The organism is Mesorhizobium sp. P2_E7 (genome assembly GCF_056403855.1).
The window spans coordinates 3,209,579-3,234,868 of sequence record NZ_JBFUER010000001.1 but is presented as its reverse complement, the minus strand read 5'-3'; the positions used below and the strand labels follow the sequence as shown (position 1 = coordinate 3,234,868).

The following is a 25,290-nucleotide window of genomic DNA, read 5'->3' as shown; positions in this document are numbered from 1 at the left end:
GGGTCTGGCGGCTGCCCTATGCGAACGTCCTTAGTGCAGCGTTGAACCGATCCGCACTGAAGCCGGCAACTTCGAGTCGCGCCTCCACCGCCGCCCCCATCGCCAGCACCTCCTCGTCCGCAAAGCGCCGCCCGACGATCTGCAGGCCGACCGGCAGCCCGTCCGCCGCCAATCCGGCGGGCAGCGACAGCGCCGGCAGTTGCGGCAGCATATTGAAGGGGCAGGTCAGGTCCAGGCCCTTGAAGCGGCCGTCGGGCAGTGTCGCGACATAGTCGTCGTCGGTTTCGCCAACCGGCGGAGCCGTGATGGCGCAGGTCGGGCACAGCAGCGCATCATAGCGTTCGAAGAGTTTTGCCATGTCGCGCCACATTGCGGTGCGCAGCAGCTCGACGCGCTTGTAGGCGGTGGCGTTCATCGCCAGTCCGCGCTCGATCATCGCGACCACCGACGGGTCCATGTGATGGCGATGGCCGGCAAGCTCGCCGCCGAAGAAGGCCGACATGAAGACGCACCAGAGATCGAACCATTCGTCGTTGACGGCGCGTGTCCAGGCCATCGGCACCTCGTCAACGATGGCGCCCGCCTTGCGCATCTCGGCGACCGCCTGCCGGATCACGGCTTCGACCTGCGGCTGGATCTGGTAGTAACCGAGGTCGAACGACAGCGCGAAGCGCTTGCCTTCGAGCCCACCCATCCGCGCGGCTGCCCCGTCAAAGCCGATCGGCAGCGAGGTGATGTCCTCGTCGCTGCCGCCTGCCGTGGCTTCCATGAAGGCGACGGCATCGCCAACGCTGCGCGCCAGCGGGCCGAAATGCGAGATGTTGTCGAACACGCTGGGCAGGATGGTCATCGGGATGCGGCCGAGGCTCGGTTTTAAGCCCACGACGTCGCAGAAGGCGGCCGGGATGCGCACCGAGCCGCCCATGTCTGTGCCTTCGGCCAACGGCACCACGCCTGTCGCCACCGCCACGGCGGATCCACCGGAGGAGCCGCCGCTGGTGCGCTCCGGGTTCCATGGGTTGCGGGTTGAGCCCCAGCGCGGGCTGTTGGTGAAGGAGGAGAAGGCGAATTCCGGCGTCGTCGTCTTGCCGATCAGGATCGCGCCGGCCGCTTGCAGGCGGCGGATGCAGAGCGCCGTCTCGGTCGGCACCCAATCGCCTTTGGTCCAAGAGCCCAGCGTCGTCAGGTCGCCGGCGGTCGGCGTCAGGTCCTTGGCCGCGAACGGCACGCCGTGCAGCGGCCCGGTCGCCTCGCGGCGCGCCACTGTGCGGTCGGCCAGGCGGGCCGCTTCCAGCGCCTGCTCCTCGCGGATGACGGCAAAGGCATTGAGCATCCGGTTGACTGCCTTGGCGCGGCGGATGGACTCGCCCACCACCGTTTCGGCGCTGAAGGCCCCTGAGCGGATGCCGTCGGCGATGGCGTTGGCGTTGAGGTCCAGCGGATGGCTCATGGCGAGGTTCTCCTTGTGCTGCGCGGGCGGACCTGTGCAATCTTGCGGACGCCGCCACTACGAGACCTATCGTTCCGATGAAACCCGCCGCCAGAGGCTCGCCTCCGTCCTTCGATGCCTGGAATGCCGGCCTCGGTGCCGCTGCAGCCGCCATCGGCGCGCGCGGATTTCCCGATGCCCTGGCTGCGGCGTTGCGGCTGCTCGCGCCCTTCCAGATGATGAACGGTTTTCTCTATTCGCCGGCAGGTCGCGCCTTCGACCTCTACAACGATAAGATCGTCGCCGAGCGGTCGATCATCGTCGACCGCTACCTCGCCGGCGCCTACGTGCTGGACCCGTTCTACGACGCGGTGCGCAGCGATGGCACAGAGCGCATGATCGTCATGCGGGAACTGGCGCCCGACGATTTCCTGCACACCGAATATTATCGGCGGCACTACGCGACGACCGAGATCGGCGACGAGATCGGCTTCGTCTTGAAACTGGAGAACGGTTTTGCCGGCGTACTGTCTTTGTCGCGAACCGGTGCGGCGCCTGTGTTTGCCGAGGAGGAGCTGGAGCGGCTGAGATCCGCCGCACCCATTGTCTGCGCGCTCGCGGCGCGGCACTGGTTTCATGTGCCGGGCCTCTCGCTCGACATCAAGAACGCAGCGCCCGCGACGCGGATCGAGCATCCGTTGCTGACCCGGCGCGAACCCGAAATCGTCACGCTGATCCTCAAGGGGCATTCCAATCTCTCGCTTGCCGCGGTCCTGTCGCTGTCACCCAACACGGTGAAGGTCCATCGCCGGCAGATCTATGCCAAACTCGCCATCTCAAGTCAGGCGGAACTGTTCCGGCTGTTTCTCACCTAGCCTACTCCGCGAAATCCATCTCTGGCGGCGCGATTTTGAAGAAGCTGGTGAGGTAGGCGAGGTAGGCGACGCCGACGGCCAGCCAGACGAGGCCGAGCACCTTGGCATGCTCATCGAGGTTCCACAGCAGGAAGAGGTCGCAGACCGCTGCCAGCGCCGGGACGATCAGGCCTATCAGCATGCCGAGCGGGCGCACCTGCTGGTCGCGCTTGAGGTAGAGCGCGATCACCGAGACGTTGACGGCGGTGAAGGCGAGGAAGGCGCCGAAATTGATAAAGGAGGTCGAGGTTGTGACATCCATCGTCAGCGCGGCCAGTCCGACCACACCGACCAGGATCAGATTGAGGATCGGCGTGTGCCACTTCGGATGCAGATTACCGAAGAACGAGGCCGGCAGCACCGTGTCGCGGCCCATGGCATAGAGCAGCCGGCCGACGCTGGCTTGTGCTGCAAGGCCGGAGGTGAACTGCGCCACCACCAGCGTCGCCAGGAAGATGGTGACGAACAGGTCGCCGCCGATCGCCTTGGCGATTTCGGTGGCGGCGGCATCGACCGATGCGAATTCGGCGCCGGGATGGGCAAGCTGGGTGATATAGGCCGAGGCGATGAAGATCAGGCCGCCGGCGAGCGCAATGATCAGGATCGCCTTCGGCATGGTGCTCCTGGCGTCCCTGGTCTCCTCGGTCAGCGTCGATACGGCGTCGAAGCCAAGGAAAGAGTAGGCGGCAATCGCCGCACCCGCGACCGAAGCCGAGAACGGCACGCCTTCCTTGAAGAAGGGCGTTACCGAGACGAGGCCACCGGGGCCGTTCAGCGCCACGACATAGCGGGCGGCCAGCACCAGGAAGGCGACGAGCACGCCGAGCTGCACCAGCATCAAGATGAAGTTGATGCGGTTGGCGAAGGCGATGCCGACGACGTTGACGATCGTCGTCACCGCGATGAAGCCGACGATCCACACCCAGGTCGGAACCGCGGGGAAGGCGGACGTAAGATAGGCAGCGCCGATCAGCCAGATCACCATCGGCAGGAAGAAATAATCGAGCAGCACAGCCCAGCCAACGAGGAAGCCGATGCTGGGGCTGATCGAGCGGCGGGCATAGGTGTAGGCCGAGCCGGCGACGGGATAGACGCGCGCCATAACGCCGTAGCTGATGGCAGTGAGCAGGATGGCCGCGGCCGCGATGAGATATGCCATGGCGGTGGTGCCCTGGCTCGCCGTTGCCAGCGCGCCGAAGGTGCCGAAGACGATCATCGGCGTCATGTAGGCCAGGCCGAAAAGCACGACGGACCAGAGGCCGAGCGCGCGGTCGAGTTTGACAGTGTCTTGCATTGTTCCGCCTCCGGGAAGCTTGTGTCCGATGCTTTTTCCGGAAGCTGCCTCAAGAGCAGGCGGTCCGGTCGCATTTCTCGAAGTTGAGGCGGAGCATGACTTAGCCGGCGCAGCGCGGCCATAACCCCAAGGGATTATGCGGGGTGCTCGTGCGGGATGGACTAGCGGGTGCCCTATGCGATTGTCCTGCCGAAGGCGCTACAGCCGTTCAGCAGACCTGGCTGCATCTGGGTGCCAAGTACTCTTCCGTACCTATACTGGATTAAGCAAAAAAGCTGCTACGCATGTGTTAATCATGATATGGGTTGTTCATTGTCAGGACATCGGCCCGGCCGTATTCGGTAGCAATGCGAAACGTCCAACTGTTCCTCGCCGCCAGCCTGGGCTGCCTCATTCTCGCGGCGATTATGTTCGACGCGCCGGATGCTGTATTGAACGCCCTGTTTCCGAACAGCAATGCAGCGAAGGTGATGCAGTGCAGACGCCTTCTCAAGACCCACGACGAAACCGGCAAATGGCCGGACAGAGGCTCGGCTGACTACATAAGCTACGGCGAGTGCTATTATCTGATTTGCGGCGGAACCAGACCGGCGGTTTGAAGGCACATCGCCGGGCTTCCTGAATTCTCTTTCTGGAATGCCTTGGCAGCTCAGCGCCGCTTTGGGCGACCGCCCGGCGATTTGTTGCCGCGCGGGCCGCTCTGGACCGGCGTGTTGCCCTGGTTTTCCTCGGACAGTTTGCGCCAGCGGGCCAGGCGCTCGGGATCGAGCGTACCGGCCTTCAAGGCAGCCTGCACCGCGCAGCCCGGTTCGTGGACATGGGTGCAGTCGCGGAACTTGCACAGCGGGGCAAGCTCGGTGATTTCGGCAAACAGCGTGTCGATGCCGGAGGCGACGTCGCTGACATGCAGCGTGCGCATGCCCGGCGTATCGATCACCCAGCCGCCACCGGCAATGGCATGCAGCGAACGCGCCGTCGTGGTGTGGCGGCCCTTCGCATCGTGCTCCCGGATGCCCGCGGTCAGTTGCCGCCCTGATCCGGCCAGCGTGTTGACCAGCGTCGATTTGCCGACGCCGGACGAGCCGACCAGCGCCACCGTCTGGCCCGCACCGCACCAGGCGGCGAGCGCGGTTGCGGCATCGGCGACGCGCGGGTTCAGCATCACCACGGCCAGTCCGCGCTGAAGGGCTGCGGCCTGCGTTCGATACGCCTCGGCATCGTCAGCCGTATCGGCCTTGGTCAGCAGGATCACCGGCGTCGTTCCGGCCTCGTTGGCCAGCGCCAGATAGCGCTCGAGCCGGGCGATGTTGAAATCGGCATTGCAGGAGGTGACGATGAACAGCGTGTCGACATTGGCCGCGGCCAGCTGCGGCACCCTGCCGCCCTGGGTGCGGCGCTCCAGCACCGTCTTGCGGGTCAGGCGGCGGCGCAGCAGATGCGTATGGGGATCGACAAGCACCCAATCGCCGACGGCGTAGTCGCCGGTGTTGGCATTGGCCGGCAGCGTCAGATCCGTTGGCCCTGACTGGGACAGGCCGGCGAGACGGTCGCGGTGCACCGAGGCGATACGCATCGGGACGAGGTCTGCCTCATCAGGCTCAAGCTGATCGCCGAAGAACTCCGTCCAGCCCAGGCTGCCGAGGGTAGCCGTCACGGTTTTGACCAAGGCGTCACAGACATCGGAAGGATCCTTGGCAAATGGGCAACAGCCTTTCGGATCAGACGATGATCCAAGCCGTTCTATGAGCGGCATGTCGGGATTTGGCAAGGGCAGCAGCACGGCCGAGTCCGCTCCCGCCAACGGGTTCAACCGGACGACGTCAGGCGATCAAAAGCGATCGATGGCATTCGCCAGCTGAGGTGTGAAGCCTCTGGCGGTGCCTTGGGCAAGCTGTCTTTCAGCGGGAGAGGAATGGTCCGAGGGGGAGGGGATGGCCGGCGCCACAGGGGGSGGGGGGTTGGGATGGGGTTGCCTGAAGCACCGGCCAAAGCGGGACAAGTCCCGCGCTCAACAAGGTATCAGAGGTTGGATCGGTTCATATGGTGTGATCGCGGAACTGGCGCAAAAGCGCTTTCGCATCGCCGCTTCGCTGCCGCCGAAGGCCGCGCAACCGGGGGTTTCCGGTGGGTTGCGCAGGTTGCGCAAGTGGCGGTTGAAAGGGTTGCGCATAGCTGTCGTTTTGAGTGTTGGTTCGAGCAATTGCCTATGGCAGCGCCAGCCCCCTCTCCGTCTCGGCTTCGCCGAGCCACCTCTCCCCCATTTCATGGGGGCGAGGAAACGCTAATCGCAGACGTCGCGGCCTTGAAAAGCTTGGGTTCCTCGCCCCCACAAAGTGGGGGAGAGGTGGCCGCGAAGCGGACGGAGAGGGGGCGGCGCCAACCTATGCGATTATCCTGCCACTAGGGAGTCGGCGCGCCCGCCTCGATCAACCCGGCCTGCTTGAGATCGACCCATAGTGCCGGCGGAATGGTCTCTCGGAGATAACCCAGATTCTGCTTCAACTCGTCGGCCGAGCGTGCGCCTGGAATGACGCTCGACACCAGGGGATGGCCGAGCGGGAATTGCAGCGCTGCCGCCGGCAGCGAGACTTTGTGGCTGGCGCAAATCGCCTCGATGCGGCGCACTCGCTCCAGCACTGGCTCGGGCGCCTCCCGCGTGTTGAAGGTCGCGCCTTTCACTGCGCCCGTTGCCAGAATGCCGGAATTGTAGGGGCCACCGATGATGATCCTGGTGCCGCGCTGTTGGCAGAGCGGCAGCAAGGTGGCCAGCGGCTCCTGTTCCAGCAGCGTGTAGCGGCCGGCGAGCAGGAAATAATCGAAGGCGCCGGCGACGACAAAATCGGACAGCATCTGCCACTGGTTGATGCCGACGCCGACCGCCTTGATGACGCCTTGCGAACGCAATTCGTCGAGCGCCGGATAGGCGCCGTCCATGGCTTCCTTGAAACGGCTCCTGGCATAGGGATCTTCGCCGGGGCCGAAATGGATGGCCTCGTCAGGATCGTGGATCGAGACCATGTCGACATAGTCGGTGTCGAGGCGCTTCAGCGTGCCTTCGAGCGAGCGCATCACGGCATCGCGCGAATAGTCGAACTCGGCGTGGAAGGCGCCGGGCTGGTCCCACAGCGCCGGCTTCAATTCTTCAGGCGGGATCGGCACGAGGTCGTAGCCGATCTTGGATGAGATGACGATGTCCGCACGCGGCAGCGATTTGATCGCCAGCCCAAGTCGGGTTTCGCTGACACCAAAACCATAGACCGGTGCTGTATCGAAATAGCGGATGCCATTGTCATAGGCCGCCTGCACGGTGTTGACCGCGGCATCCGTATCCACGGCGCGATACATGTTGCCGAGCCCCGTGCCGCCGAGCCCGATCGTCGTCACCTTCAGGCCGTTCTTCGCGACAGCCCTGAATTCGATTTCAGCCATGTTCTCTTCCTGTGATTCCTGATCGTCCTTCGCGGCGACCCTGCGGCCGCCTTCCCGCGCCGTTCAGATCGAGAGCGTCGTCCCGATTTCGACGGTGAAAGACCATTGACACAAAAGTTATCATATAACAATGTAACCAGACGACAAATGTAGCGACGCCTACAAAACGACAAGGGAGGAACGCATGGACGACGAAACGAAAAATCAGATGGCCGGCATCAGCCGGCGCAGCGCTTTCGCGCTGGCGGGAAAACTCGGCCTCGGTGCCGCTGGCCTCGCCAGTGGTCTGGGCGGTCTTGCCGGCGGTATCAGCGCCGCGAGGGCAGCGGATTCATCGCCCGGCCTGCCGAAGAAGCCTTACAAGTTCCACTTCGTCTGCCATGTGACACTGGACCAGTTCTTCACGCCGACGGTCTATGGCATCCAGGACGCTTGCGCCGCTTTCGGCTGTTCCTACCAGTGGACGGGTTCGCAGAAGAACGTCGTTTCCGAAATGGTCAGCGCCATGCAGACGGCGATCGCGCAGAAGTCGGACGGCATCGCGGTCTGCCTGGTCGATCCGACGGCGTTCGACGCCGCCACCGACATGGCGGCGCAGGCCGGCATTCCGGTCGTCGCCTTCAACGCCGACGTGCCGGTCGGCAGCCCCAACAAGCGGCTGTCCTATGTCGGCCAGCCGCTCTACCAGTCAGGCTACAATTCGGCGCTCAAGTGGCTGAAGCTGATCCCCAAGGGTGGCCATGTCATGCTGTCGATCGGCGTACCCGGTTCGCTCAACACGCAGCCGCGTCTCGACGGCTACATCCAGGCGATCAAGGACAGCGGCAGCGGCGTCACCTACGACGTCGTCAACACCGGTCCGGATCCGGCAACCGAAATCTCGCGCGTCGAGAGCTATTATCTCAGCCACAAGACCGTCAACGGCCTGTTCGGCACCGGCGGTTCCGACACCTATGCCTGCGGCTTCGTGTCGAACAAATACGGGCTGGTGAAGGGAGGCGGTGCGGTTGCCGGCTTCGACCTGTTCCCGCAGACGTTGGACTTCATCAAGGGCGGCGACGTCAACTTCACCACCGACCAGCAGGCCTATCTGCAAGGCTTCCTGCCGGTGCAGCAAATGTATCTCTACAAGCTGTCGGGCGGTCTCGTCGGCCCGGCCAACAGCGACACCAGCCAGGCCTATGTGACCAAGGACAATGTCGACGCCTATGTCGGCAAGTCCCGTTTCGAGGGCCGCTCGGACGTCGAGCCGACCTGACGCTTTCTGCCTCCAACTCCAGCCTTCGCCGCGTCATCCTAAGATGGCGCGGCGAGGGCGCCAGTTGCTGCCGTTCAGGCAGCCATCCGCCCAGAAATCAGGAAGTGAATAAGTGCCGCCAAGCAAGGCCATAACAGCCGGGAAAGGCGCCGTCGGCGTCAAGGCCCCGCAGACTACGACGGAAAGGCTGCTCATCCTCTTGTCGCGCTATCGCGAGGCGAGCATCGCCGTCGTCGCCATCGTGCTGGTGATCTATTTCCAGGTCGGCAGCGATGGCGGTTTCCTGTCGCCGCAATTCATGAGCGTGGTGCTGCGTGACACCGGCCGGCTCGGGCTGATCGCCGCCGCGGAGGTGATGCTGATGATCACCGGCGAGATCGATCTGTCGCTTAGCGCCATCTTCTCGATCGCGCCCTATGTCATGGCGCTGCTGTCGGTTACCTATGGCGTGCCGCTGGCCGTCGGCGCGCTGATCGGCGTGCTCATCGGCATCCTCGTCGGCGCCATCAACGGCATCATCACGGTTCGCTTCAAGGTGCCGTCGCTGATCACCACGGTGGGCATGCTGTTCTTCCTGCAAGGCATCGTCGTCTCGATCTACAACAGCCAGCCGATCGTGGCGCCGGTCGAACAGCCCTTCAACGCCATCTTCGGCCAGAGCCTCTACCAGCCCTCGGATGGCCTGTTCTCGTTGCACGGCATCACCGCCTTCACGCCCTTCCTGTGGGCGGTGGTGCTGGTGCTGGTGCTGGCGCTGGTGCTTTCGCGCACCACATTCGGCCTGCACACGATCGCCACCGGCTCCAACATCATCGGCGCGCGCGAAATCGGTGTGCGCACCGATCGCATGAAAATCTACAATTTCATGATCGCCGGCGGCTTCGCCGCCTTTGCCGGCATCATCAACACGGCGCAGTTCACCTCGGCCGATCCGCAGGCAGGCAGCCCGTTCCTCACCTTGCAGGCGATCGCCGCCGCGGTCATCGGCGGCACCTCGCTGCTGGGCGGCTCAGGCACCGTCATCGGCGCGCTGATCGGCGCCTTCGTCGTCGCTTCGCTCAACAACGGCCTGGTGATGATCGGCGTCCAGGCGACGGTCTCGGACATCTATCTGGGTGCAGCCATCATCGCCGCCATGATCCTCTCAATCCAGGTCGACCGCCTGCGCACACGGAGGCGCGTATGAACAATCAGACCACAATTCCTCCGCTCAGCAAGGATGCGCCGGTCGTCTTGGAGATGACCAACATCTCCAAGAGTTTCGGCGCCGTCACGGCCCTCGTGGATGTCTCGATCAAGCTACGTCAGGGCGAAGTGCTGGCGCTGGTCGGCGACAATGGCGCGGGCAAGTCGACGCTGATCAAGATCCTGTCCGGCTTCCACCAGCCCGACACCGGCACCATCGTCTCGCAAGGCAAGGAAGTGCGTTTCGCCTCGCCGCGCGATGCGCGCGCCCAGGGCATCGAAACCGTCTATCAGGATCTGGCGCTGGTCGGTGACCTCAGCGTCTTCCACAACATGTTTCTCGGCCGCGAGTATCACAAGCGCTTCCTCGGCCTGAACCTGCTCGACAACAGGACGATGCGCGAACAGGCGCAGCTCTATCTCGATACGCTGGGCATCACGATCCCCAGCGTCAACAGCACCGTCGATCTTCTCTCTGGCGGACAGCGCCAGTGCATCGCGGTTGCCCGCTCGATCTATTCGTCGCCAAAGATCCTGGTGCTGGACGAGCCGCTGGCGGCGCTTGGCGTGCGCGAGAGCGCGCATGTGCTGGGTCTCATCCAGAATTTGCGCCAGCAGCGCCAGGTTTCGGTGATCCTGATCGTCCACAATTACAACCAGATTTTTGAGGTCTGCGACCGCATCAACTTCCTGCATGCGGGCGAGGTCGCGCTCGACGCCTCCACGGCGGACACCAGCGAGGAAGAGCTGATCCGCATCGTCAAGTCGGGCCTCGGCACCAGGGCGATCGAAGCCGCCGCGGCCCAGGTACGGCCCGGCCTCGTATGAACCAGCCGCCGGCTGCCAAAATCCCTGCCGACAAGAGCTCCCACTTGCCGGCGTCTTGCATGGAGTATTCGTCTTGACGTTCTCACCCACCGAACTCACCAGATCCCTTGGCCGCGGCCTCTTGTCCTTTCCGCTGACCTTCTTCGACGGTGAGGGCGCCTTCAACGAAGACGGCTACCGCGCCCATGTCGCTGCCCAAGGCACGGCCGGCGCGAGCGGACTCTTTGCCGCCGGCGGCACCGGCGAGTTCTTCTCGCTGACGCTGGAAGAATACAAGCGCGTGGTGCGGGCGGCGTCGCAAGAGGTTCCCGATACCATGCCGCTGCTCGCCGGTGTCGGGTATGGCACGCATATGGCGGTGGAATTCGCCAAGGCTGCCGAAGCCAATGGCGCCGATGGTCTGCTGGTGCTGCCGCCCTATCTCGTCAAGTCGGAGCAGGAGGGCCTGCGCCGGCACCTGACGGCCATCTGCCGCTCGGTCGGCATTGGCGTGATTGCCTATAACAGGGACAATGCCATTCTGACACCCGAGACGCTCGAGCGCGTGGCGCAGGATTGCCCGAACCTCATCGGCTTCAAGGATGGCGTCGGCGACATCGAACTCCTCACCGCAACGCGCTACCGCATGGGCGACCGGCTGGTTTTCATCGGCGGCATGCCGACGGCCGAAGTCCATGCCAGCGCGGCCGCGGCAATAGGCATGACGACCTATTCCTCGGCGATCTACAATTTCGCGCCGGAGATTGCGCTGCGTTTCTTCAACGCCCTGCGCGCCGGACGCACGACGGAAGTCGGCGATCTCATCCGCTCCTTCTTCCTGCCCTATCTCGCCATCCGCAACCGGCGCGCCGGCTATGCCGTGTCGATCGTCAAGGCGGGTGCGCGCATTGCCGGCATCGATTGCGGTCCGGTGCGGTCGCCGCTTCTCGATCTGACCGCCGATGAAGAGCGTCAGCTCACCACGCTGATGCAGTCCTGCAAGATGCCGGTCGCGGAGCTGGCGTAAATCGGAATGGGCTGCGCGGGCGGATCGAAGATAGGTGTTGGCGGCAGGCTAGGCCTAGCCGTCGACCATGCGGCGATAGCGCTCGCGCCCGGCTTCCAGATGCTCGCGCAAGGTGAAGCGGGCGGCTTCGACATTCTGCCGCTCGATCGCCTGGTAGATGCGGCGGTGCTCCATCTGGACCTGCTCCAGATAATGCCGCCGCTGCTCGGGCGTCTCGTCCCGCGGGCGCATCAGCTGGCGCGGAATGAGGACGGGTCCAAGAAAATGCATGAAACGTTCGAAATAGGGATTGCCGGTGGCAGACGCGATCGCCCGATGAAAGGCGAAGTCGGGTTCGATGGCGCTGTCACCTGCGGCGATCGAGGCGTCGATGGCGTCGAGGCAGTCGCGCATGCGGGCAAGGTCGTCGTCGCTGCGCTTTTCGGCGGCAAGGCCGGCGGCTTCCTGTTCCACGGCGAGCCGCAGCTGCAGCACGTTCTGCACTTCGGTCAGCGAATGCAGCTCGTCGGAAATGATGCGGAATGTGGTGTTGGCCGCATGGTCGGCGACGAACACGCCGGATCCCTGGCGGCTTGTCACCAGCCCTTCGGAGCGCAGCGACGCCATGGCCTCGCGGATCACCGTGCGGCTGACGCCGAATTGCGCGATCAGTTCCTGCTCGGTCGGCAATTTCTCGCCGCTGGTCAAATGTCCCGCCCGTATTTCGCGCGCAAACCAGTCGGCAACCTGCGCCGTGCGGCTGATCTGCGGGGGAAGGCCAAAGGAACGTTTCATCGTCCCCAAGCAATAAACGAACCGCCGTTCGTGGCAACCATTATTTATCTGGTGATATGATAAGATTTTCGACGTGCCCGCCGTGTGCAATCTTCATTCGCCTTGCGGCGTCAATGCGAACATGTCTGCGGTCTCTGCGGAAGGGCAAGGCGTGATGATCCCCGAAAAACCGGTGCTGTTGACCGGGGCCTCCGGCACGATCGGACGCCTGCTGTCGGCGCGGTTGGCAGCCCTGGGCTGGACCTTGCGGCTCACCGATCTCGTGCCGTTGCCGATCCCGCTGCCGCAGAATGCCAGCTTCACGATTGCCGATATCGAGGACCAGCAGGCGGTGGACGATCTGGTGCAAGGCTGCGGCCTGATCCTGCATTTCGGCGGCATCTCCACTGAGCAGCCGTTCGAGACCGTGCTCGGCCCGAATTTCCGCGGCGCTTTCCACATTTACGAGGCGGCGCGGCGGGAGAAGGCGCGGGTGGTGTTTCCGTCTTCGGTGCATGCGGTCGGCCTCTATGAGCGGACAGAAATTCTCGACCAGGACTGCCTGCTCAGGCCGGACGGCTATTACGGTCTGTCGAAGGCCTATGGCGAGATGCTGGCGCGGCTCTACTTCGATAAGCATGCGGTCGAGAGTGTGCTGATCCGCATCGGCTCGGTCCTGCCCGAAGTGCCCGACGAACGCATCCTGTCGACCTGGATATCGCATGACGATTTCGTGCGGCTGATCGAGTGTTGCGCTGCGGCCGAAAGAGTCGATTGCTCCGTCATCTGGGGTCAGTCCAACAACAGCCGCGGCTTCTGGCGAAACGATGCGCGCAAGACGCTCGGCTGGACGCCGCTCGACAGTTCCGACAGCCAGGCCGAACGCGTGCGCGGCAAGGTGACCTACAATCCGGTGGTCGAGCGCTATCAGGGCGGCAAGTTCATCGTGGTGGACTATAGCCGCGAAGATTTTCCGCCGCGTGAGATGTTTCCGGAGGAGTGAGCTTGTTGCGCCGGCAGATTATCGCCTATGGCGCTCCCCCTCTCCGTCTCGGCTTCGCCGAGCCACCTCTCCCCCATTTCATGGGGGCGAGGAACCTAAGCTTACGAAGGCCGCGGCCTTGGAAATTAGCGTTTCCTCGCCCCCACGGAGTGGGGGAGAGGTGGCCGCCCAGCGGACGGAGAGGGGGCCGGCGCTGCCGTATGCGATTATCCTGCCTACGCCGCCGGCGCCTTCCGCCCCGCAATCAGATCCGCCGCTTTCTCGGCAATCATGACCACCGCCGCGTTGGTGTTCGACGACACGATGCTCGGCATCACCGAGCTGTCGCACACACGCAGACCCTGCAGCCCGCGCACGCGAAGCTCGGGATCGACGACGCTGTCGGCGTCGCCGCCCATGCGGCAGGTGCCGACCGGATGATAGGCGCTGCGGCCGTGCTCGCGGGCGAAGGCTTCGAGCGCCTTGCGCCCCTGCATCGCCGCGCCCGGCAGATGCTCGCGGCTGATGTATTTCGAAAAAGCCGGCTGCGACAGGATCTCGCGGCTGATCTCGATGCCGTCGATGGCGCGTTCGAGGTCGTAGCGTTCGGCGAACGGGTTGGGGTCGATAACAGGGGCATCGCGCAGATCCGCCGATCGGAGCGTGACGCTGCCGCGTGAGCGCGGCCGCACATGGTAGGAATTCAGCGTGCAGCCATTGCCGCCGGGAACCGAGCCGATGCCTTCCTCGACGCCGGCGCCGGGCAGGAAATGGAACTGGATGTCAGGCGTCGTCTCTGCGCGATCGCCCCACCAGAAGCCGCCGGCCTCGACGATGTTGGAAGCCACCGGCCCCTTGCCGAACAGCGCGTATTCGAGGCCGGCAACCGCCTGCCAACGCTTTTTCTTATAACGGTCGATGCCATGCGGTCCGTTGAGCTCGGCGACGACATCGACATCCATGTGATCATGCAAATTCTGGCCGACATCTTTCGCATCGTGGACCACCTTGATGCCGTGCTGACCCAGATGCGCGGCGGGGCCGATGCCGGACAGCATCAGAACTTTCGGCGAGCCGATGGCGCCCGCGGTGACGATCACCTCGCGCTCGGCGCGCATGAGTTCCATGCGGCCATTGACGATGATTTCGACGCCGATGGCGCGACCGTTTTCGACCACGATGCGGCTGACCGTGGCATCGGTGCGCAGCGTCAGATTCTTGCGGCCGAGCGCTGGTTTCAGATAGGCAACCGCCGTGCTTGAGCGTTTCCCCCGGCGCGTCGTCGTCTGGTAGAAGCCGGCGCCTGCCTGTTCGCCGGCATTGAAGTCGGCGCGGAAGGGAAGCCCGGCCTGCTGCGCCGCCTTGACGAAGATGCGGGTCAGCGGATGCGGTGCGCCGCTGGAGACGCCGAGCGGGCCATCGATGCCATGCTGCGCATCGGCGAATGTGTCGTTGCCCTCGGAGCGGACGAAGTAGGGCAGCACATCGGCATAGCGCCATCCGGCGCAGCCGTCGTCCGCCGCCCAGCCATCATAATCCTGCGGGCAGCCGCGGGTGAAAACCTGCGCGTTGATCGAGGAGCCGCCGCCGAGCACCCGCGCCTGCGGATAGACCATGGTGCGGCCGTCGATCGCCTTGCCGGGCGCGGTGTCATAGCCCCAGATCAGCGGCCCTGCCGTCATCTTGAAGAAGCCGACGGGCATATGGATGTAGCGATCGGTGTCGGGCGGGCCGGCCTCGAGCAGGACCACCGACACATCGCGATCCTCGCTCAGCCTGGCGGCCAGAATGCAGCCGGCTGAGCCGCCGCCGACGATGATGTAATCCGGCATTATCACTCCCTTTGCCGGGGCAAAATCAGTGCCCCCTTCTCTTGCGCGCGACGATCTCAAGTCGCTTGTGCCGCGTCAAGAGAAAGGGTATGGTTATCGTGTTGAAGGGTTGTCGTACAAGTAGAGGAGCTTGATAATCCGTCACGTGGAAGTCCCGGCCGCGCGCTCCGCGCAAGACGCCGGGCGGAACAGAATTCAATCGGGAGGATTTCGCGACATGAAGGACACGAAGAATTTTACCGTCAACCGGCGCACGCTGATGTTGGGCGCCACCGCCGGCGTGGCGGCGCTCGCCATGCCGAGCGTGCTGCGCGCCCAGGACAAGCCGACACTGGTGACGTCGATCCGCTCTTTGTCCAACCCCTATCATGCGGTGTGGAAGACGGGCGCCGAGGCCTACGCCAAATGGGCGGGGCTCGAACACGTCACACTGGTGTCGGAAGGCAATTCCGAGAAGGGCATTGCCGACATCAAGGCAATGCTGGCCAAGACCGGCGGCAACATGGTGCTGAATTCCGATCCGAACGATACGCCGGATGCGCGGCCGATCGTCGAGGCGTGCGCCAAGGCCGGCGCCTATGTGGTGACGCAGTGGAACAAGCCGGCGGACCTGCATCCGAAAGACTTCAACCCGAACTATGTCTCGCATATCGAGTTCGACGGCATCGACAGCGGCAAGACCATTGCCGAAATCCTGTTCAAGACCATCGGCGGCAAGGGCGGCATCGTCGCACTCGGCGGCCTGATCTCGACCACGGCGGCGATCGAACGCAAGAAGGGCCTCGACGCGGCCCTTGCCGCCAACCCCGACATCAAGCTGCTCGACTTCCAGGTCGCCAACTGGAAATCGACGGAAGCCTTCGACCTGATGGGCAATCTGCTCACCCGCTTCGGCGACGACATCAAGGGCATCTGGGCCGCCAATGACGACATGGGCTCCGGCGCGCTCGAAGCGCTGCGCGCCGAAAACCTCGCCGGCAAGGTGCCGATCGTCGGCGTCGACGGCATCAAGACGGCGGTCGATGCGGTGCGCACCGGCGAGTTCGCCTGCACGGTCACCTCGGATCCGTTCTGGCAGGGCGGCATGGGTCTGGCCATCGGCTACAACGCCAAGATCGGCAAGTTCGACCCGACCAGGGAGCCGCCGGAACACCGCGAATTCTACGGCAAGGCGGTGCTGATCTCACACGACAATGTCGAGGAATATTACAAGACCAATGTCGACGCGAAGCCCGAGATCGACTGGAACGATCTGTGGGGCCGGGTGACCGGAGCGATCCGCACCTGATCCATCGGAGCGGGCTGCTGCTCCCTGGCGGCCCGCTTCCTCCCGCAGCCGTCGCGATTCCCCTTGTCGCGACGGCTGTCACCAGCAGACGGGAAGCGGTTTCTTGACAATCCATACGGAACCCCTGAAGTCCGTTTCGGACATCGAGCGGACGACTTCCATGAGTTTGATCCCCGGTCGCATCGCCACACTGTTTGGCGGCAGGCGCTGGCGCAGCGTGGCGCCACTGGCGGTGCTGATTGTGCTCTGCATCCTGATCGCGATTGCCAATCCCAATTTCATAGAGGTCCGCAATCTGGTGCGCCTCGCCAACTCCGCCGCCGTGCCGCTGACGCTGGCCATGGGGCTGACCTTCATCATCCTGATGGGCAGCATCGACCTGTCGGTCGAAGGCACGCTGTCGGTATCGGCCATGGTGGTGGTGCTGCTCGCCGCCAATGACGGCAATGGCAACGACTATGGCTGGTGGGCGGTGCTCGCGGCCATCGTCGCCGGCACCGCGATGGGATTGGTCAGCGGTCTCGTCCAGACCATGCTGCGCATCCCCTCCTTCATGGCGACGCTCGGCATGTGGTTCATCGGCCTCGGCCTGTCGGTCTATATGCTCGGTGGCTCGGCCATCAAGCTGAACGATGCCTCGATCCGCGACCTGGCCCTGCACCGCTTTCTCGGCCTGCCGGTGGCTGTCTGGGTCGCGTTCGGCGCCTTTTTGCTTGCGGCCGTCATCCAGTACCACACCAAGCTCGGGCGCCACATATTGGCGATCGGCGGCGACGAGGATGTCGCCAAGCTCTCCGGCGTCAATGTGGTGCGCGTGCGCGTCACCGCCTTTGCGCTGGCCGGTTTCTTCTTCGGCATCGCCGGTGTGCTGGCGGCAGCGCAGCTCGGCCAGTCGCATGCCGTCATCGGCGACGGCAGGCTGTTTGCCGCGGTCACCGCCGTTGTTGTCGGCGGGACAGCTTTGACCGGCGGTGAGGGCGGCGTCGTCAACACGCTGATCGGCGTCTTGATCGTCACCGTGCTTGCCAATGGCATGATCCTGCTCGGCATTTCGCCCTACATCCAGCAGACGGTGCAGGGCCTGATGATCATCGCCGCCGTGGCGCTCTCGCTCGACCGCGTCCGCCTCAAGATCGTGAAGTGAGCGCCATGCTGCAGGCGTCCAACCTCATCAAGAATTTTCCCGGCGTCCATGCCTTGCGTGACGTCTCCATCGAGGTGCGGCCCAACGAAGTGGTCGGGCTGATCGGCGAGAACGGCGCCGGCAAATCAACACTGATGCGGGTGCTGGCCGGTGGCTATCGGCCCGATGGCGGCAGCCTCACTTTGGACGGTGAGCAGCTTCGCATGCGCAATGCTCGTGACGCGGCGAAGCACGGCATCGGCATGGTGTTCCAGGAACAGTCGCTGGTGCTCAACCTGACGGTCGCCGAAAACATCTATCTCGGCGAGGAAGATCGCTTCACCCGTTTCGGCCTCGTCAACTGGCGCGCCATGAATGCGGCGGCCCGGCGGCAACTGGCCAAGATCGGCATCGACATCGACGTCACCGCGCGCACCTCCGAACTCACCTTCGCCGCGCGCCAGATGGTCGAGCTCGCCAAGGCGCTGACGCTGGAGGAAGTGGTCGAGCGGCAGTTGCTCATCCTGTTGGACGAGCCGACCTCGGTGCTCAACGCCGCCGACATCGCGGTGCTGTTCGCGCGCGTGCGCTCGCTCAAATCCCGCGCCAGTTTTGTGTTCGTCTCGCACCGTCTCGACGAGGTGCTCAACATCTCCGATCGCGTCTACACGATGAAGGATGGCGCCGTCGTCGCCGAACATCGTGCCGCCGAGGTCACCGCGCCGGAGCTGCACGAGATCATGGTCGGCCGCGGCCTGCAGGCTGAGTATTACCGCGAGGCCCGCCAGTTGGCGCCGCGCGACACGGTCATGGTCGAGGCCAGGGGCCTTGGCGCCAGCGGCTTCTATCACGGCGTCGATCTCTCGATCCGCGCCGGTGAGATCGTCGGCATTGCCGGCGTCGTCGGCTCCGGCCGCGAAGAGGTGACGCGCACCATCGGCGGCTTCGTGCAGCATGATGCCGGCGAGATGAAAATTGCCGGTGACGCCGTGCGCTTCGGCTCGCCTGAGCCGGCGGTGCGCAAGGGCATCGGTTATGTGCCGCGCGAGCGCCGGCTCGAAGGGCTGGTGATGTTCCTGTCGATCGCGGAAAACATTTCGCTGGCCGATCTCTCCAGCGTCATGCGCCATGGCGCCATCGACTATGGCAAGGAGCGCCGGCTCGCCGCCGACTGGATCAAGCGGCTCAGCATCAAGGCGCCCGGTCCCGACGCCGCCTGCCGCAAGCTCAGCGGCGGCAACCAGCAGAAGGTGGTGCTGGCGCGCTGGATGACGGCGGGCTCGCGTATCCTGGTGCTCGACCATCCAACGCGGGGCCTCGATGTCGGCGCCAAGGAAGAGGTCTACGAGCTGGTCCGCGATCTCTCCGCGCAAGGCGTGGCGATCCTTTTGATTTCCGACACGCTGGAGGAAACGATCGGCCTGTCGCACCAGGTGCTGGTGATGCGCGACGGTGAGATCACCGCGCGCTTCGACGCCAGCCCCGGCAACAAGCCGAACCAGGTTGATTTGTTAAGAGCGATGGTGTGAGCCGATGAATGAACCGTTCTCCATCAGGCGGGTTTTCGAAGGCAAGTGGACGCAAGGCGCTATTCCGCTGATCCTTCTTGTCGGGCTGCTGCTGGTCATCGAGATCGCCGCGCCCGGCTTCCTCACCGGCGAGACCGTGGCGCTGCTGTTTGCCAACACCGCCGTGCTGTTCATCCTGGCGACCGGCGTTACCTTCGCCATCCTGCTCGGCGGCATCGACCTGTCGATCCAGGCGGTGGCTTCGCTGGCCAGCGTCATCCTGGCGCAATTGCTGCCCTCGCTCGGCCTCGCCGCCTTTCCAGTCGCGATCCTGTCGGGTCTTGCCTTCGGAATCTTGAGCGGCGTCGTCCACGTCAAGCTGCGGGTGCCATCCTTCGTCGCGACGCTCGCCACCGGTGGCGTGGTCACCGGCCTGGCGCTCTGGGTCTCCAACGGCCGCGCCATCACCATCGAGGAAGGTGGCCGCGAAAACACCGCGTGGATCAATGCCACCGTCGTCGGCATTCCGGTGGTGGTGCTGATTTCGGCGGTGATCGGCATCGCCGCCTTTCTCGCGCTGCGCTACACGCGCTTTGGCCGTCAGGCGATCGCTGTCGGCGCCGGTGAGCCGGCGGCCTGGGCAGCGGGCATCAATGTCGACCGCACCAAGATCATCGCCTTTGCGGCGTCGGGCATGCTGGCGGCCATCGCCGGCGTCGTGCTGGCGGCACGGCTGTCGAGCGGTTCGCCGGTGCTGGCCAACCAGCTGCTTTTGCCGGCTATCGCCGCCGTCATCGTCGGCGGCACGGCGATCACCGGCGGGCTGGGCGGCGTTGCCCGCACGGCGGTCGGCGCGCTGATCATCTCGATCGTGCGCATCGGCATGACCTTTGTCGGCGTCAACATTTTCCTGGAAAATATGGTGTTCGGCGCGGTGCTGATCGCCGCCGTCGCCATCACCATCGACCGCAGCAAGATCGCGGTCATCAAGTGATCCCGCCTCCCAAGCAAGCGCGGACAGGACCGGACCGCATCGGCGCGAGGCCGGTGCGGTCCGGTCGGAAATTACTGCCCAGAGGACTACATCGTGTCGAGGCCGATCAGCTCGATCTTGTAGCCGTCGGGGTCTTCGACGAAGGCGATGTGGGTGGTGCCGTGCTGCATCGGGCCGGGCTTGCGCGGGATCTTGGCGCCGCGCTTTTCGAGTTCCGCGCAGACGGCGTAAATGTCGTTGACGCCGAGCGCCAGATGGCCGAAGCCGGTGCCGACCTCATACGGTTCCTCGCGGCCCCAGTTCAGCGTCAGCTCGACGACGGCTTCCTTGTCCTCGGGGCCGTAGCCGACAAAGGCATTGGTGAACTTGCCGCCGGGATAGTCGTCGCGGCGCAGCAAGGTCATGCCGAGCACTTCGGTGTAGAAGGCGATCGACTTGTCGAGGTCGAGCACCCTGATCATGGTGTGCATATAGCGAAAGCCCGGGGCGTCGCTCATTGGGGAAGTCCTCCGAATTCTGTGATTTGCGAGTCTGATCATCCACATCGAACGCTTGGCGGCAAGTTCGCCTCGCTTGATGTTCTCAATCAGGGTTGTATGATAACACGACAACAGCTGTGTTTGTCCAGTCGTTTTCCCCTGGGGTGCAGAGTCCTTTGATGAATGCCGTGCCGCCCACCTCCGCATCGCAGATCGCAGCCCTGGCCGGCCTGCTGCCAAATGGCGGGCTGCTGACCGAGGAGGTGGATCTGGCGCGCTACAGCCGCGACTGGTCGGGCGATCACTACGGCCGGCCGCTGGCGGTGGCGCGGCCATCCTCGGTGGAAGAGGTGTCGGCGGTGATGCGCTTCTGCCATGCCGAGCGCATTCCGGTCGTGCCGCAAGGCGGCCTGACCGGTCTGGTGGGTGCTGCGGTGGCCGCCGATGGCGGCGAGATCGTCATTTCGCTGGAGCGCATGAACAGGATCCGCTCGATCAGCCCGATCGACTTCGCCATGGTGGTCGAGGCCGGCTGCATCCTCGAGGATGCCAAGCGCGCCGCCGAGGAGAGCGACTGCCTGCTGCCGATCACTTTCGGTGCGCAAGGCAGCTGCCGCATCGGCGGCAATGTCGCCACCAATGCCGGCGGCTTCAACGTGCTGCGCTACGGCATGACGCGTGACCTCGTGCTCGGGCTCGAAGTGGTGCTGGCCGACGGCCGGATCTGGAACGGGCTGAAAGTGCTGCGCAAGGACAATCGCGGCTATGATCTCAAGCAGATCTTCATCGGCTCGGAAGGCACGCTGGGCATCGTTACCGCGGCCGCGCTGAAGCTGTTTCCCAAGCCGACGCAGATCGAAACGGCACTGGTCGGCCTGCGCTCGGTCGAGGACGCGATGGCGCTCTATGCCAGGGCGCGGCGCGATTGCAGCGACCTGCTCACCGCTTTCGAACTGATCCTGCGCGTCGGCATCGAGATTACCATGCGCGAAGGCCAGGATTTTGCCGATCCGCTCGGCAAGCCCTATCCGGCCTATGTGCTGATCGAAGTGTCGTCCGGTGGGCTGATCGACCTCAACAGCATGCTGCTCGGTTTCCTCGGCAGCGTCGAGGATATTGTCGAGGACGGCATCATTGCCTCGACGCGGGCGCAAGGTGAGCGGCTGTGGCTCTATCGCGAGATCATGGTCGAACGGCAGGGCAGGGGCGGCCGTTATCTGCGCACCGATGTCTCGGTGCCGATCTCCAGGCTTGCCGATTTCGTCAGCGATGCGCTGGCGGCGATTGAGAAAGCCCGGCCCGACGCGCTGGCCGTCACCTACGGCCATGTCGGCGACGGCAATATCCACCTCAACGTCGTGCCGCCGGAAGGCATGGGCACTGAGGCGATCGAGCATCTGTTCGAGGAGGCGGAGGCCGAGATCTTCACCGTCGTCGACCGCTATGGCGGCTCGATCAGCGCCGAGCATGGCATCGGCCGGGTCAAGCAGAAGGCGTTCCTCGACCGCATCGATCCGGTGACGCTCGATCTGGCCGCCGGCATCAAGGACGCCTTCGACCCGCGCCATATCCTGAGCAACGGCCGCATTCTGGCGCCGGCCGCCGCTGTCGACTATAGGTGAGCGATGACGCTGAAACTCGACAAGGTCAATCGCGGTCCACACCTCTCCACTCTGGTGGCGAGTTCCATCTCGCGCGAGATCGCGCAAGGCCGGCTGAAGCCGGGTGACCAGTTGCCGACCGAGGCGGCGCTGGCAACCACTTTCGGGGTCAGCCGCAATGTGGTGCGCGAGGCGATCGCCAGGCTTCGCTCGGAAGGCCGCATCTGGTCGCAGCAGGGCCGCGGCGCCTTCGTGGCGGAGACCAACAACCCGACGGTGCTGACCATCGACCATGAGACGCTGCAGCGCGCCGATTCGTTCCGCAACCTGTTCGAACTGCGCGGCATCCTCGAAGTGCAGGCGGCGGCGCTCGCCGCCAAACGCCGAAGCGACGCCGATCTGAAAGCCATGGGCGATGCGCTGTCCGGCATGCGCGCCGCACCCTATGGCAGCGTCGCCTGGCTGCGCAGCGACCTCGAATTCCACCGCACCGTCGCCGAGGCGACGCGCAACGCCTATATGGGCCAGTTCCTGGTTTTCGTGTCCGAGCGCGTGCGCGAAAGCATTCTGGCCGCAGGCAACCAGCAGAAATCCGACGATATGGCCAGCATCACGCTTGGCGAGCACGAGCGCATCCTGAAAGCGATCCGCGCCGGCGACACCGAAGAGGCGCAAGCGGCGATGCGCGACCATCTGGCAGGTGCGGCTCTGCGTGTGGGGCTGCACGAGGGCGAGGCGGTTGCGGAGCCGGCAGCGCCGATGCCGGAGGCTGCGTCTCCGGTGCGGCATTCAAGGCTACGGAAGGCGATCCGCGGGCAGGCTCGGGGTTAACCTCCCTTATCTGTCCCGCGCTCCGGGCCAATCGCATACGGCTGCGCCAGCCCCCTCTCCGTCTCGGCTTCGCCGAGCCACCTCTCCCCCATTTCATGGGGGCGAGGAAACGCTAATCTCGGAGGCTGCGCCCTTGAAAGGCTTGGGTTCCTCGCCCCCGCGGGAGCGGGGGAGAGGTGGCTCGGCGAAGCCGAGACGGAGAGGGGGAACGCCCTCTGCGATTTCACTTCCCCGGCGGGTCTACCGTCAGGGCTATCCCCACCACGCTATTTCAGCGGCAGAAACAGCTCAAGCACCACTTCGCGCACCGGTCCGTTCGACGAAAAGTGCCGCTGGCAATAGACCGGAAAGTCGCGTGCTTCCTCGCCGCTGGCCGGAAGCCATTCGCGATAGAGGTAAAGCGCTGCCGGCTCGAGATTGTTGGTGTTGCCGGGGTAGCGCAGCACCGCGCAGCGTCCGCCGGGGATGACGCCAGCCTTCATTTGCGCGTCCTTGATCGGCCCACCCTCTACCGGCAGCTCGGTCCCGGCACAGATGTCCATGCTGTAGTCGGCAGGATTCACCGGCTCCCTTTCGGAACGGAAGATGTTGAAGGTCGGGCTCGTCTCGGGCGACAGGCCGGCGGCCTTGCGCCAGGCGATGAAGCGCTGGATGGTGGCCTGGAGCGTCGCCCGGTCGCCGCGATGCTCCATGATCGCCACCGGCGTCGGGGGCACGTCGCGGATCGTCACGTCGTCGGGTTCGAAGATGATCTGCATGAGCGTGGTCCTTGCTTTGTCGAGCGGCCCGAAGGCCATGAGCCACGACCCCCAGTCGGGAGACTTGCGGAACGACGAAGGCGATTGTCCGAACCGTTGCCGAAAGGCGCGGGCGAAAGCATCCGGTGCGTCGTAGCCGGCATCCATCGCTATATCGGTGACGCTTTGGGCGTCGCTCTCGGCAAGCCGGTACGAAGCGCGCTTCAGGCGGGCGAGCTGGACATAGCGATGCACGGACACGCCGAACGTCGACGTGAACTGCCGGTGGAAATGGAATTTCGAGAACGCCGCGACGCCGCTCAACGCTTCCAGGCCAAGATCGCCGTCAAGATGCTGGTCGATGTGGTCCAGCACCCGCTGCATCCGGGCTTGGTAGTTTTCAAGTGCCGTCTTCATCGTCTCGTCCTGCATGGCGACACCAGATAGGCGCCGCCTTACATGTCGCGCTCGACCGATCTTGCGGTTTGACATGGATGGGCTGGTGGTCGCCAGTGGGTGCTTGGAGGCGCGCCTGATCTGCGTAAGGCGCGCGCTTGCAGCCTAATCGCATATGTCAGTGCCAGCCCCCTCTCCGTCTCGGCTGCGCCGAGCCACCTCTCCCCCATTACAATGGGGGCGAGGAACGCTAGTCGCAGAGGTCGCGGCCTCGAAAAACTTGGGTTCCTCGCCCCCACAAAGTGGGGGAGAGGTGGCCGCGCAGCGGACGGAGAGGGGGAGCGCCCTACGCGATTTCACGTCCCGGGCATTTTCACTCCGCCGCCGCCACCAGCGACACCCCATTCAACCCCGCCACAATATCCGACAGCGCTGGCACGAATTTCTCGCCATGACCCGTCGTGACTGCCGTAGCAAAGCCATTGCGCACCGCCGCGCCGATCGGGTTGGCGATGCCGGCGGCTTGGGCGAAGGAGGCGAGGTAGGTCATGTCTTTCAGCGCATTGGCGATGGCGAAGCGCTGGGCGTTTTCGTTGCGGTTGAGGACGAAGTCGAAGAAGGCCTGGTAGAAGCCGCAATCCATGCGGCTGCCTGATATAACGCTGTTGAAGACCTGCGGCGTCAGCCCGGCCTTGGCGCCGAGGCTCAGCGCCTCGGAATAGATCGCGGAATAGCCCATGGAGACGAAATTGTTGAGCAGCTTCATGGTGTGGCCGCTGCCGGTCGGGCCGGTGTGGACGACACGCGCGGCGAAGGCTTCGAGCACAGGCTGCGCGCGGGCGACGACCGCGGCCGGGCCGCCGACCATGACGTCGAGCTTGCCTTCGGCCGCTTCCTTGGGCGTGCGCGCCAGCGGCGCGTCGATCAGCGTCACGCCTTGCATGGCGAGGTCGGCCGCAAGTGCGGTCGTCGATGACGGGTTGGAGGTCGAGCAGTCGATGATCAGCAGCGGCTTCCCCGCGGCGGCATGTCCGTCCGCGGCTGCAGCCAGCCCGTCCGGACCCTTGATCAGCGCTTCGACCTCGCGCGAGCCGGTGACGCAGAGGATGACGATGTCGCAGGCGGCGGCGAGCGCGCGCGGGCTGGCGGCTTCGGTGGCGCCGGCTGCGATCAGCCGGTCGGCTGCGGTGCGGCTGCGATGCACGTACACCGTCAGCGGCCAGCCTTTGCTGAGCAGATTGTCGGCCATGCCGGCGCCCATGCTGCCCAGGCCGATGAAGCCGATGCGTTCTTTCATGAGAATCCTCCTGTGACCCGCGCCGGCGGGCTGAAGCGTTTCACCGTTTCCCAGGAAACGGCGAGCCACTTCATCTTGTTGTTGTTACGCAATTCCGGACGGGAAAACCGCGCACACTTTTCCCTG

22 protein-coding genes are annotated in these 25,290 nt (G+C 64.5%); 13 read left to right on the top strand and 9 right to left on the bottom strand.

Translation table 11 applies throughout. The features are described from left to right. Positions 1-16: 16 nt before the first annotated feature. The gene (locus AC1DYC_RS15930; protein ID WP_477407720.1) at positions 17-1,450 is read right to left on the bottom strand and encodes an amidase; all 1,434 of its coding nucleotides are present in this window, start codon (positions 1,448-1,450) and stop codon (positions 17-19) included. A gap of 77 nt (positions 1,451-1,527) precedes the next feature. On the opposite strand from AC1DYC_RS15930, the gene AC1DYC_RS15925 reads away from it, so the two are divergent. Next, the gene (locus AC1DYC_RS15925) at positions 1,528-2,304 is read left to right on the top strand and encodes a helix-turn-helix transcriptional regulator (protein ID WP_477407718.1); all 777 of its coding nucleotides are present in this window, start codon (positions 1,528-1,530) and stop codon (positions 2,302-2,304) included. A 1-nt stretch (position 2,305) separates the two neighbouring features. Here the strand turns inward: AC1DYC_RS15925 and AC1DYC_RS15920 are convergent, their stop codons facing one another. Beyond that, positions 2,306-3,637: an APC family permease gene (locus AC1DYC_RS15920; RefSeq protein ID WP_477407716.1), complete on the bottom strand. Its 1,332-nt coding sequence runs from the start codon at positions 3,635-3,637 to the stop codon at positions 2,306-2,308. Between the two features lie 305 nt (positions 3,638-3,942). On the opposite strand from AC1DYC_RS15920, the gene AC1DYC_RS15915 reads away from it, so the two are divergent. Further along, positions 3,943-4,236, top strand: coding sequence for a hypothetical protein (locus AC1DYC_RS15915; RefSeq protein WP_477407714.1), 294 nt, complete (start codon positions 3,943-3,945; stop codon positions 4,234-4,236). Positions 4,237-4,286: 50 nt separating this feature from the next. On the opposite strand, the gene rsgA is transcribed toward AC1DYC_RS15915, so the two are convergent. After that, positions 4,287-5,303 carry a ribosome small subunit-dependent GTPase A gene (gene rsgA / locus AC1DYC_RS15910; RefSeq protein WP_477407712.1) on the bottom strand — a complete coding sequence of 339 codons (1,017 nt, stop codon included), beginning with the start codon at positions 5,301-5,303 and terminating at the stop codon, positions 4,287-4,289. Between the two features lie 734 nt (positions 5,304-6,037). Then, positions 6,038-7,066 (bottom strand): aldo/keto reductase, encoded by a 1,029-nt coding sequence (locus AC1DYC_RS15905; protein ID WP_477407710.1) that lies wholly within the window; start codon positions 7,064-7,066, stop codon positions 6,038-6,040. 184 nt (positions 7,067-7,250) lie between these two features. On the opposite strand from AC1DYC_RS15905, the gene AC1DYC_RS15900 reads away from it, so the two are divergent. The 4 genes from AC1DYC_RS15900 (at position 7,251) to kdgD (ending at position 11,343) form a co-directional block, all read left to right on the top strand. Further along, on the top strand, positions 7,251-8,324 hold the full coding sequence (locus AC1DYC_RS15900) for a substrate-binding domain-containing protein (protein WP_477407708.1): 1,074 nt from the start codon (positions 7,251-7,253) through the stop codon (positions 8,322-8,324). Between the two features lie 112 nt (positions 8,325-8,436). Next, entirely contained in the window at positions 8,437-9,510 is a 1,074-nt protein-coding gene (locus AC1DYC_RS15895; protein WP_477407706.1) for an ABC transporter permease, read from the top strand. Continuing rightward, a complete protein-coding gene (locus tag AC1DYC_RS15890) occupies positions 9,507-10,337 on the top strand; it encodes an ATP-binding cassette domain-containing protein (RefSeq protein ID WP_477407704.1) in 831 nt (276 codons plus the stop codon). Before AC1DYC_RS15895 ends, AC1DYC_RS15890 begins: the two co-directional genes overlap by 4 nt. A gap of 73 nt (positions 10,338-10,410) precedes the next feature. Continuing rightward, positions 10,411-11,343 carry a 5-dehydro-4-deoxyglucarate dehydratase gene (kdgD, locus tag AC1DYC_RS15885; RefSeq protein ID WP_477407702.1) on the top strand — a complete coding sequence of 311 codons (933 nt, stop codon included), beginning with the start codon at positions 10,411-10,413 and terminating at the stop codon, positions 11,341-11,343. Positions 11,344-11,397: 54 nt separating this feature from the next. Here kdgD and AC1DYC_RS15880 read toward each other — a convergent pair whose 3' ends face one another. After that, the gene (locus tag AC1DYC_RS15880; RefSeq protein ID WP_477305372.1) at positions 11,398-12,117 is read right to left on the bottom strand and encodes a FadR/GntR family transcriptional regulator; all 720 of its coding nucleotides are present in this window, start codon (positions 12,115-12,117) and stop codon (positions 11,398-11,400) included. Positions 12,118-12,271: 154 nt separating this feature from the next. Here AC1DYC_RS15880 and AC1DYC_RS15875 point away from each other — a divergent pair, with 154 nt between their 5' ends. After that, a complete protein-coding gene (locus AC1DYC_RS15875; protein WP_477407700.1) occupies positions 12,272-13,099 on the top strand; it encodes an NAD-dependent epimerase/dehydratase family protein in 828 nt (275 codons plus the stop codon). 215 nt (positions 13,100-13,314) lie between these two features. Here AC1DYC_RS15875 and AC1DYC_RS15870 read toward each other — a convergent pair whose 3' ends face one another. Continuing rightward, entirely contained in the window at positions 13,315-14,910 is a 1,596-nt protein-coding gene (locus tag AC1DYC_RS15870; protein WP_477407698.1) for a GMC family oxidoreductase, read from the bottom strand. Positions 14,911-15,127: 217 nt separating this feature from the next. On the opposite strand from AC1DYC_RS15870, the gene AC1DYC_RS15865 reads away from it, so the two are divergent. The 4 genes from AC1DYC_RS15865 to AC1DYC_RS15850 all read left to right on the top strand — a co-directional run bounded on the left by AC1DYC_RS15865 (position 15,128) and on the right by AC1DYC_RS15850 (position 19,823). Continuing rightward, positions 15,128-16,198, top strand: a complete 1,071-nt coding sequence (locus AC1DYC_RS15865; RefSeq protein WP_477407696.1) for a sugar ABC transporter substrate-binding protein — start codon at positions 15,128-15,130, stop codon at positions 16,196-16,198. A gap of 160 nt (positions 16,199-16,358) precedes the next feature. Next, positions 16,359-17,342: an ABC transporter permease gene (locus tag AC1DYC_RS15860; protein WP_477407694.1), complete on the top strand. Its 984-nt coding sequence runs from the start codon at positions 16,359-16,361 to the stop codon at positions 17,340-17,342. 5 nt (positions 17,343-17,347) lie between these two features. Next, complete coding sequence (locus AC1DYC_RS15855; RefSeq protein ID WP_477408324.1) at positions 17,348-18,850, top strand: sugar ABC transporter ATP-binding protein; 1,503 nt, start codon at positions 17,348-17,350, stop codon at positions 18,848-18,850. 4 nt (positions 18,851-18,854) lie between these two features. Further along, entirely contained in the window at positions 18,855-19,823 is a 969-nt protein-coding gene (locus tag AC1DYC_RS15850) for an ABC transporter permease (protein ID WP_477407692.1), read from the top strand. Between the two features lie 86 nt (positions 19,824-19,909). On the opposite strand, the gene gloA is transcribed toward AC1DYC_RS15850, so the two are convergent. Beyond that, complete coding sequence (gloA, locus tag AC1DYC_RS15845) at positions 19,910-20,320, bottom strand: lactoylglutathione lyase (RefSeq protein WP_095199052.1); 411 nt, start codon at positions 20,318-20,320, stop codon at positions 19,910-19,912. Positions 20,321-20,481: 161 nt separating this feature from the next. Here gloA and AC1DYC_RS15840 point away from each other — a divergent pair, with 161 nt between their 5' ends. Beyond that, a complete protein-coding gene (locus AC1DYC_RS15840) occupies positions 20,482-21,924 on the top strand; it encodes an FAD-binding oxidoreductase (protein WP_477407689.1) in 1,443 nt (480 codons plus the stop codon). A gap of 3 nt (positions 21,925-21,927) precedes the next feature. Further along, entirely contained in the window at positions 21,928-22,734 is an 807-nt protein-coding gene (locus AC1DYC_RS15835) for a FadR/GntR family transcriptional regulator (protein WP_477407687.1), read from the top strand. Positions 22,735-23,000: 266 nt separating this feature from the next. Here AC1DYC_RS15835 and AC1DYC_RS15830 read toward each other — a convergent pair whose 3' ends face one another. Together AC1DYC_RS15830 and AC1DYC_RS15825 are read right to left on the bottom strand one after the other, a co-directional pair. Then, positions 23,001-23,888, bottom strand: coding sequence for an AraC family transcriptional regulator (locus tag AC1DYC_RS15830; protein WP_477407685.1), 888 nt, complete (start codon positions 23,886-23,888; stop codon positions 23,001-23,003). Between the two features lie 352 nt (positions 23,889-24,240). Next, positions 24,241-25,164, bottom strand: a complete 924-nt coding sequence (locus AC1DYC_RS15825; RefSeq protein ID WP_477407683.1) for an NAD(P)-dependent oxidoreductase — start codon at positions 25,162-25,164, stop codon at positions 24,241-24,243. Positions 25,165-25,290 lie beyond the last annotated feature (126 nt).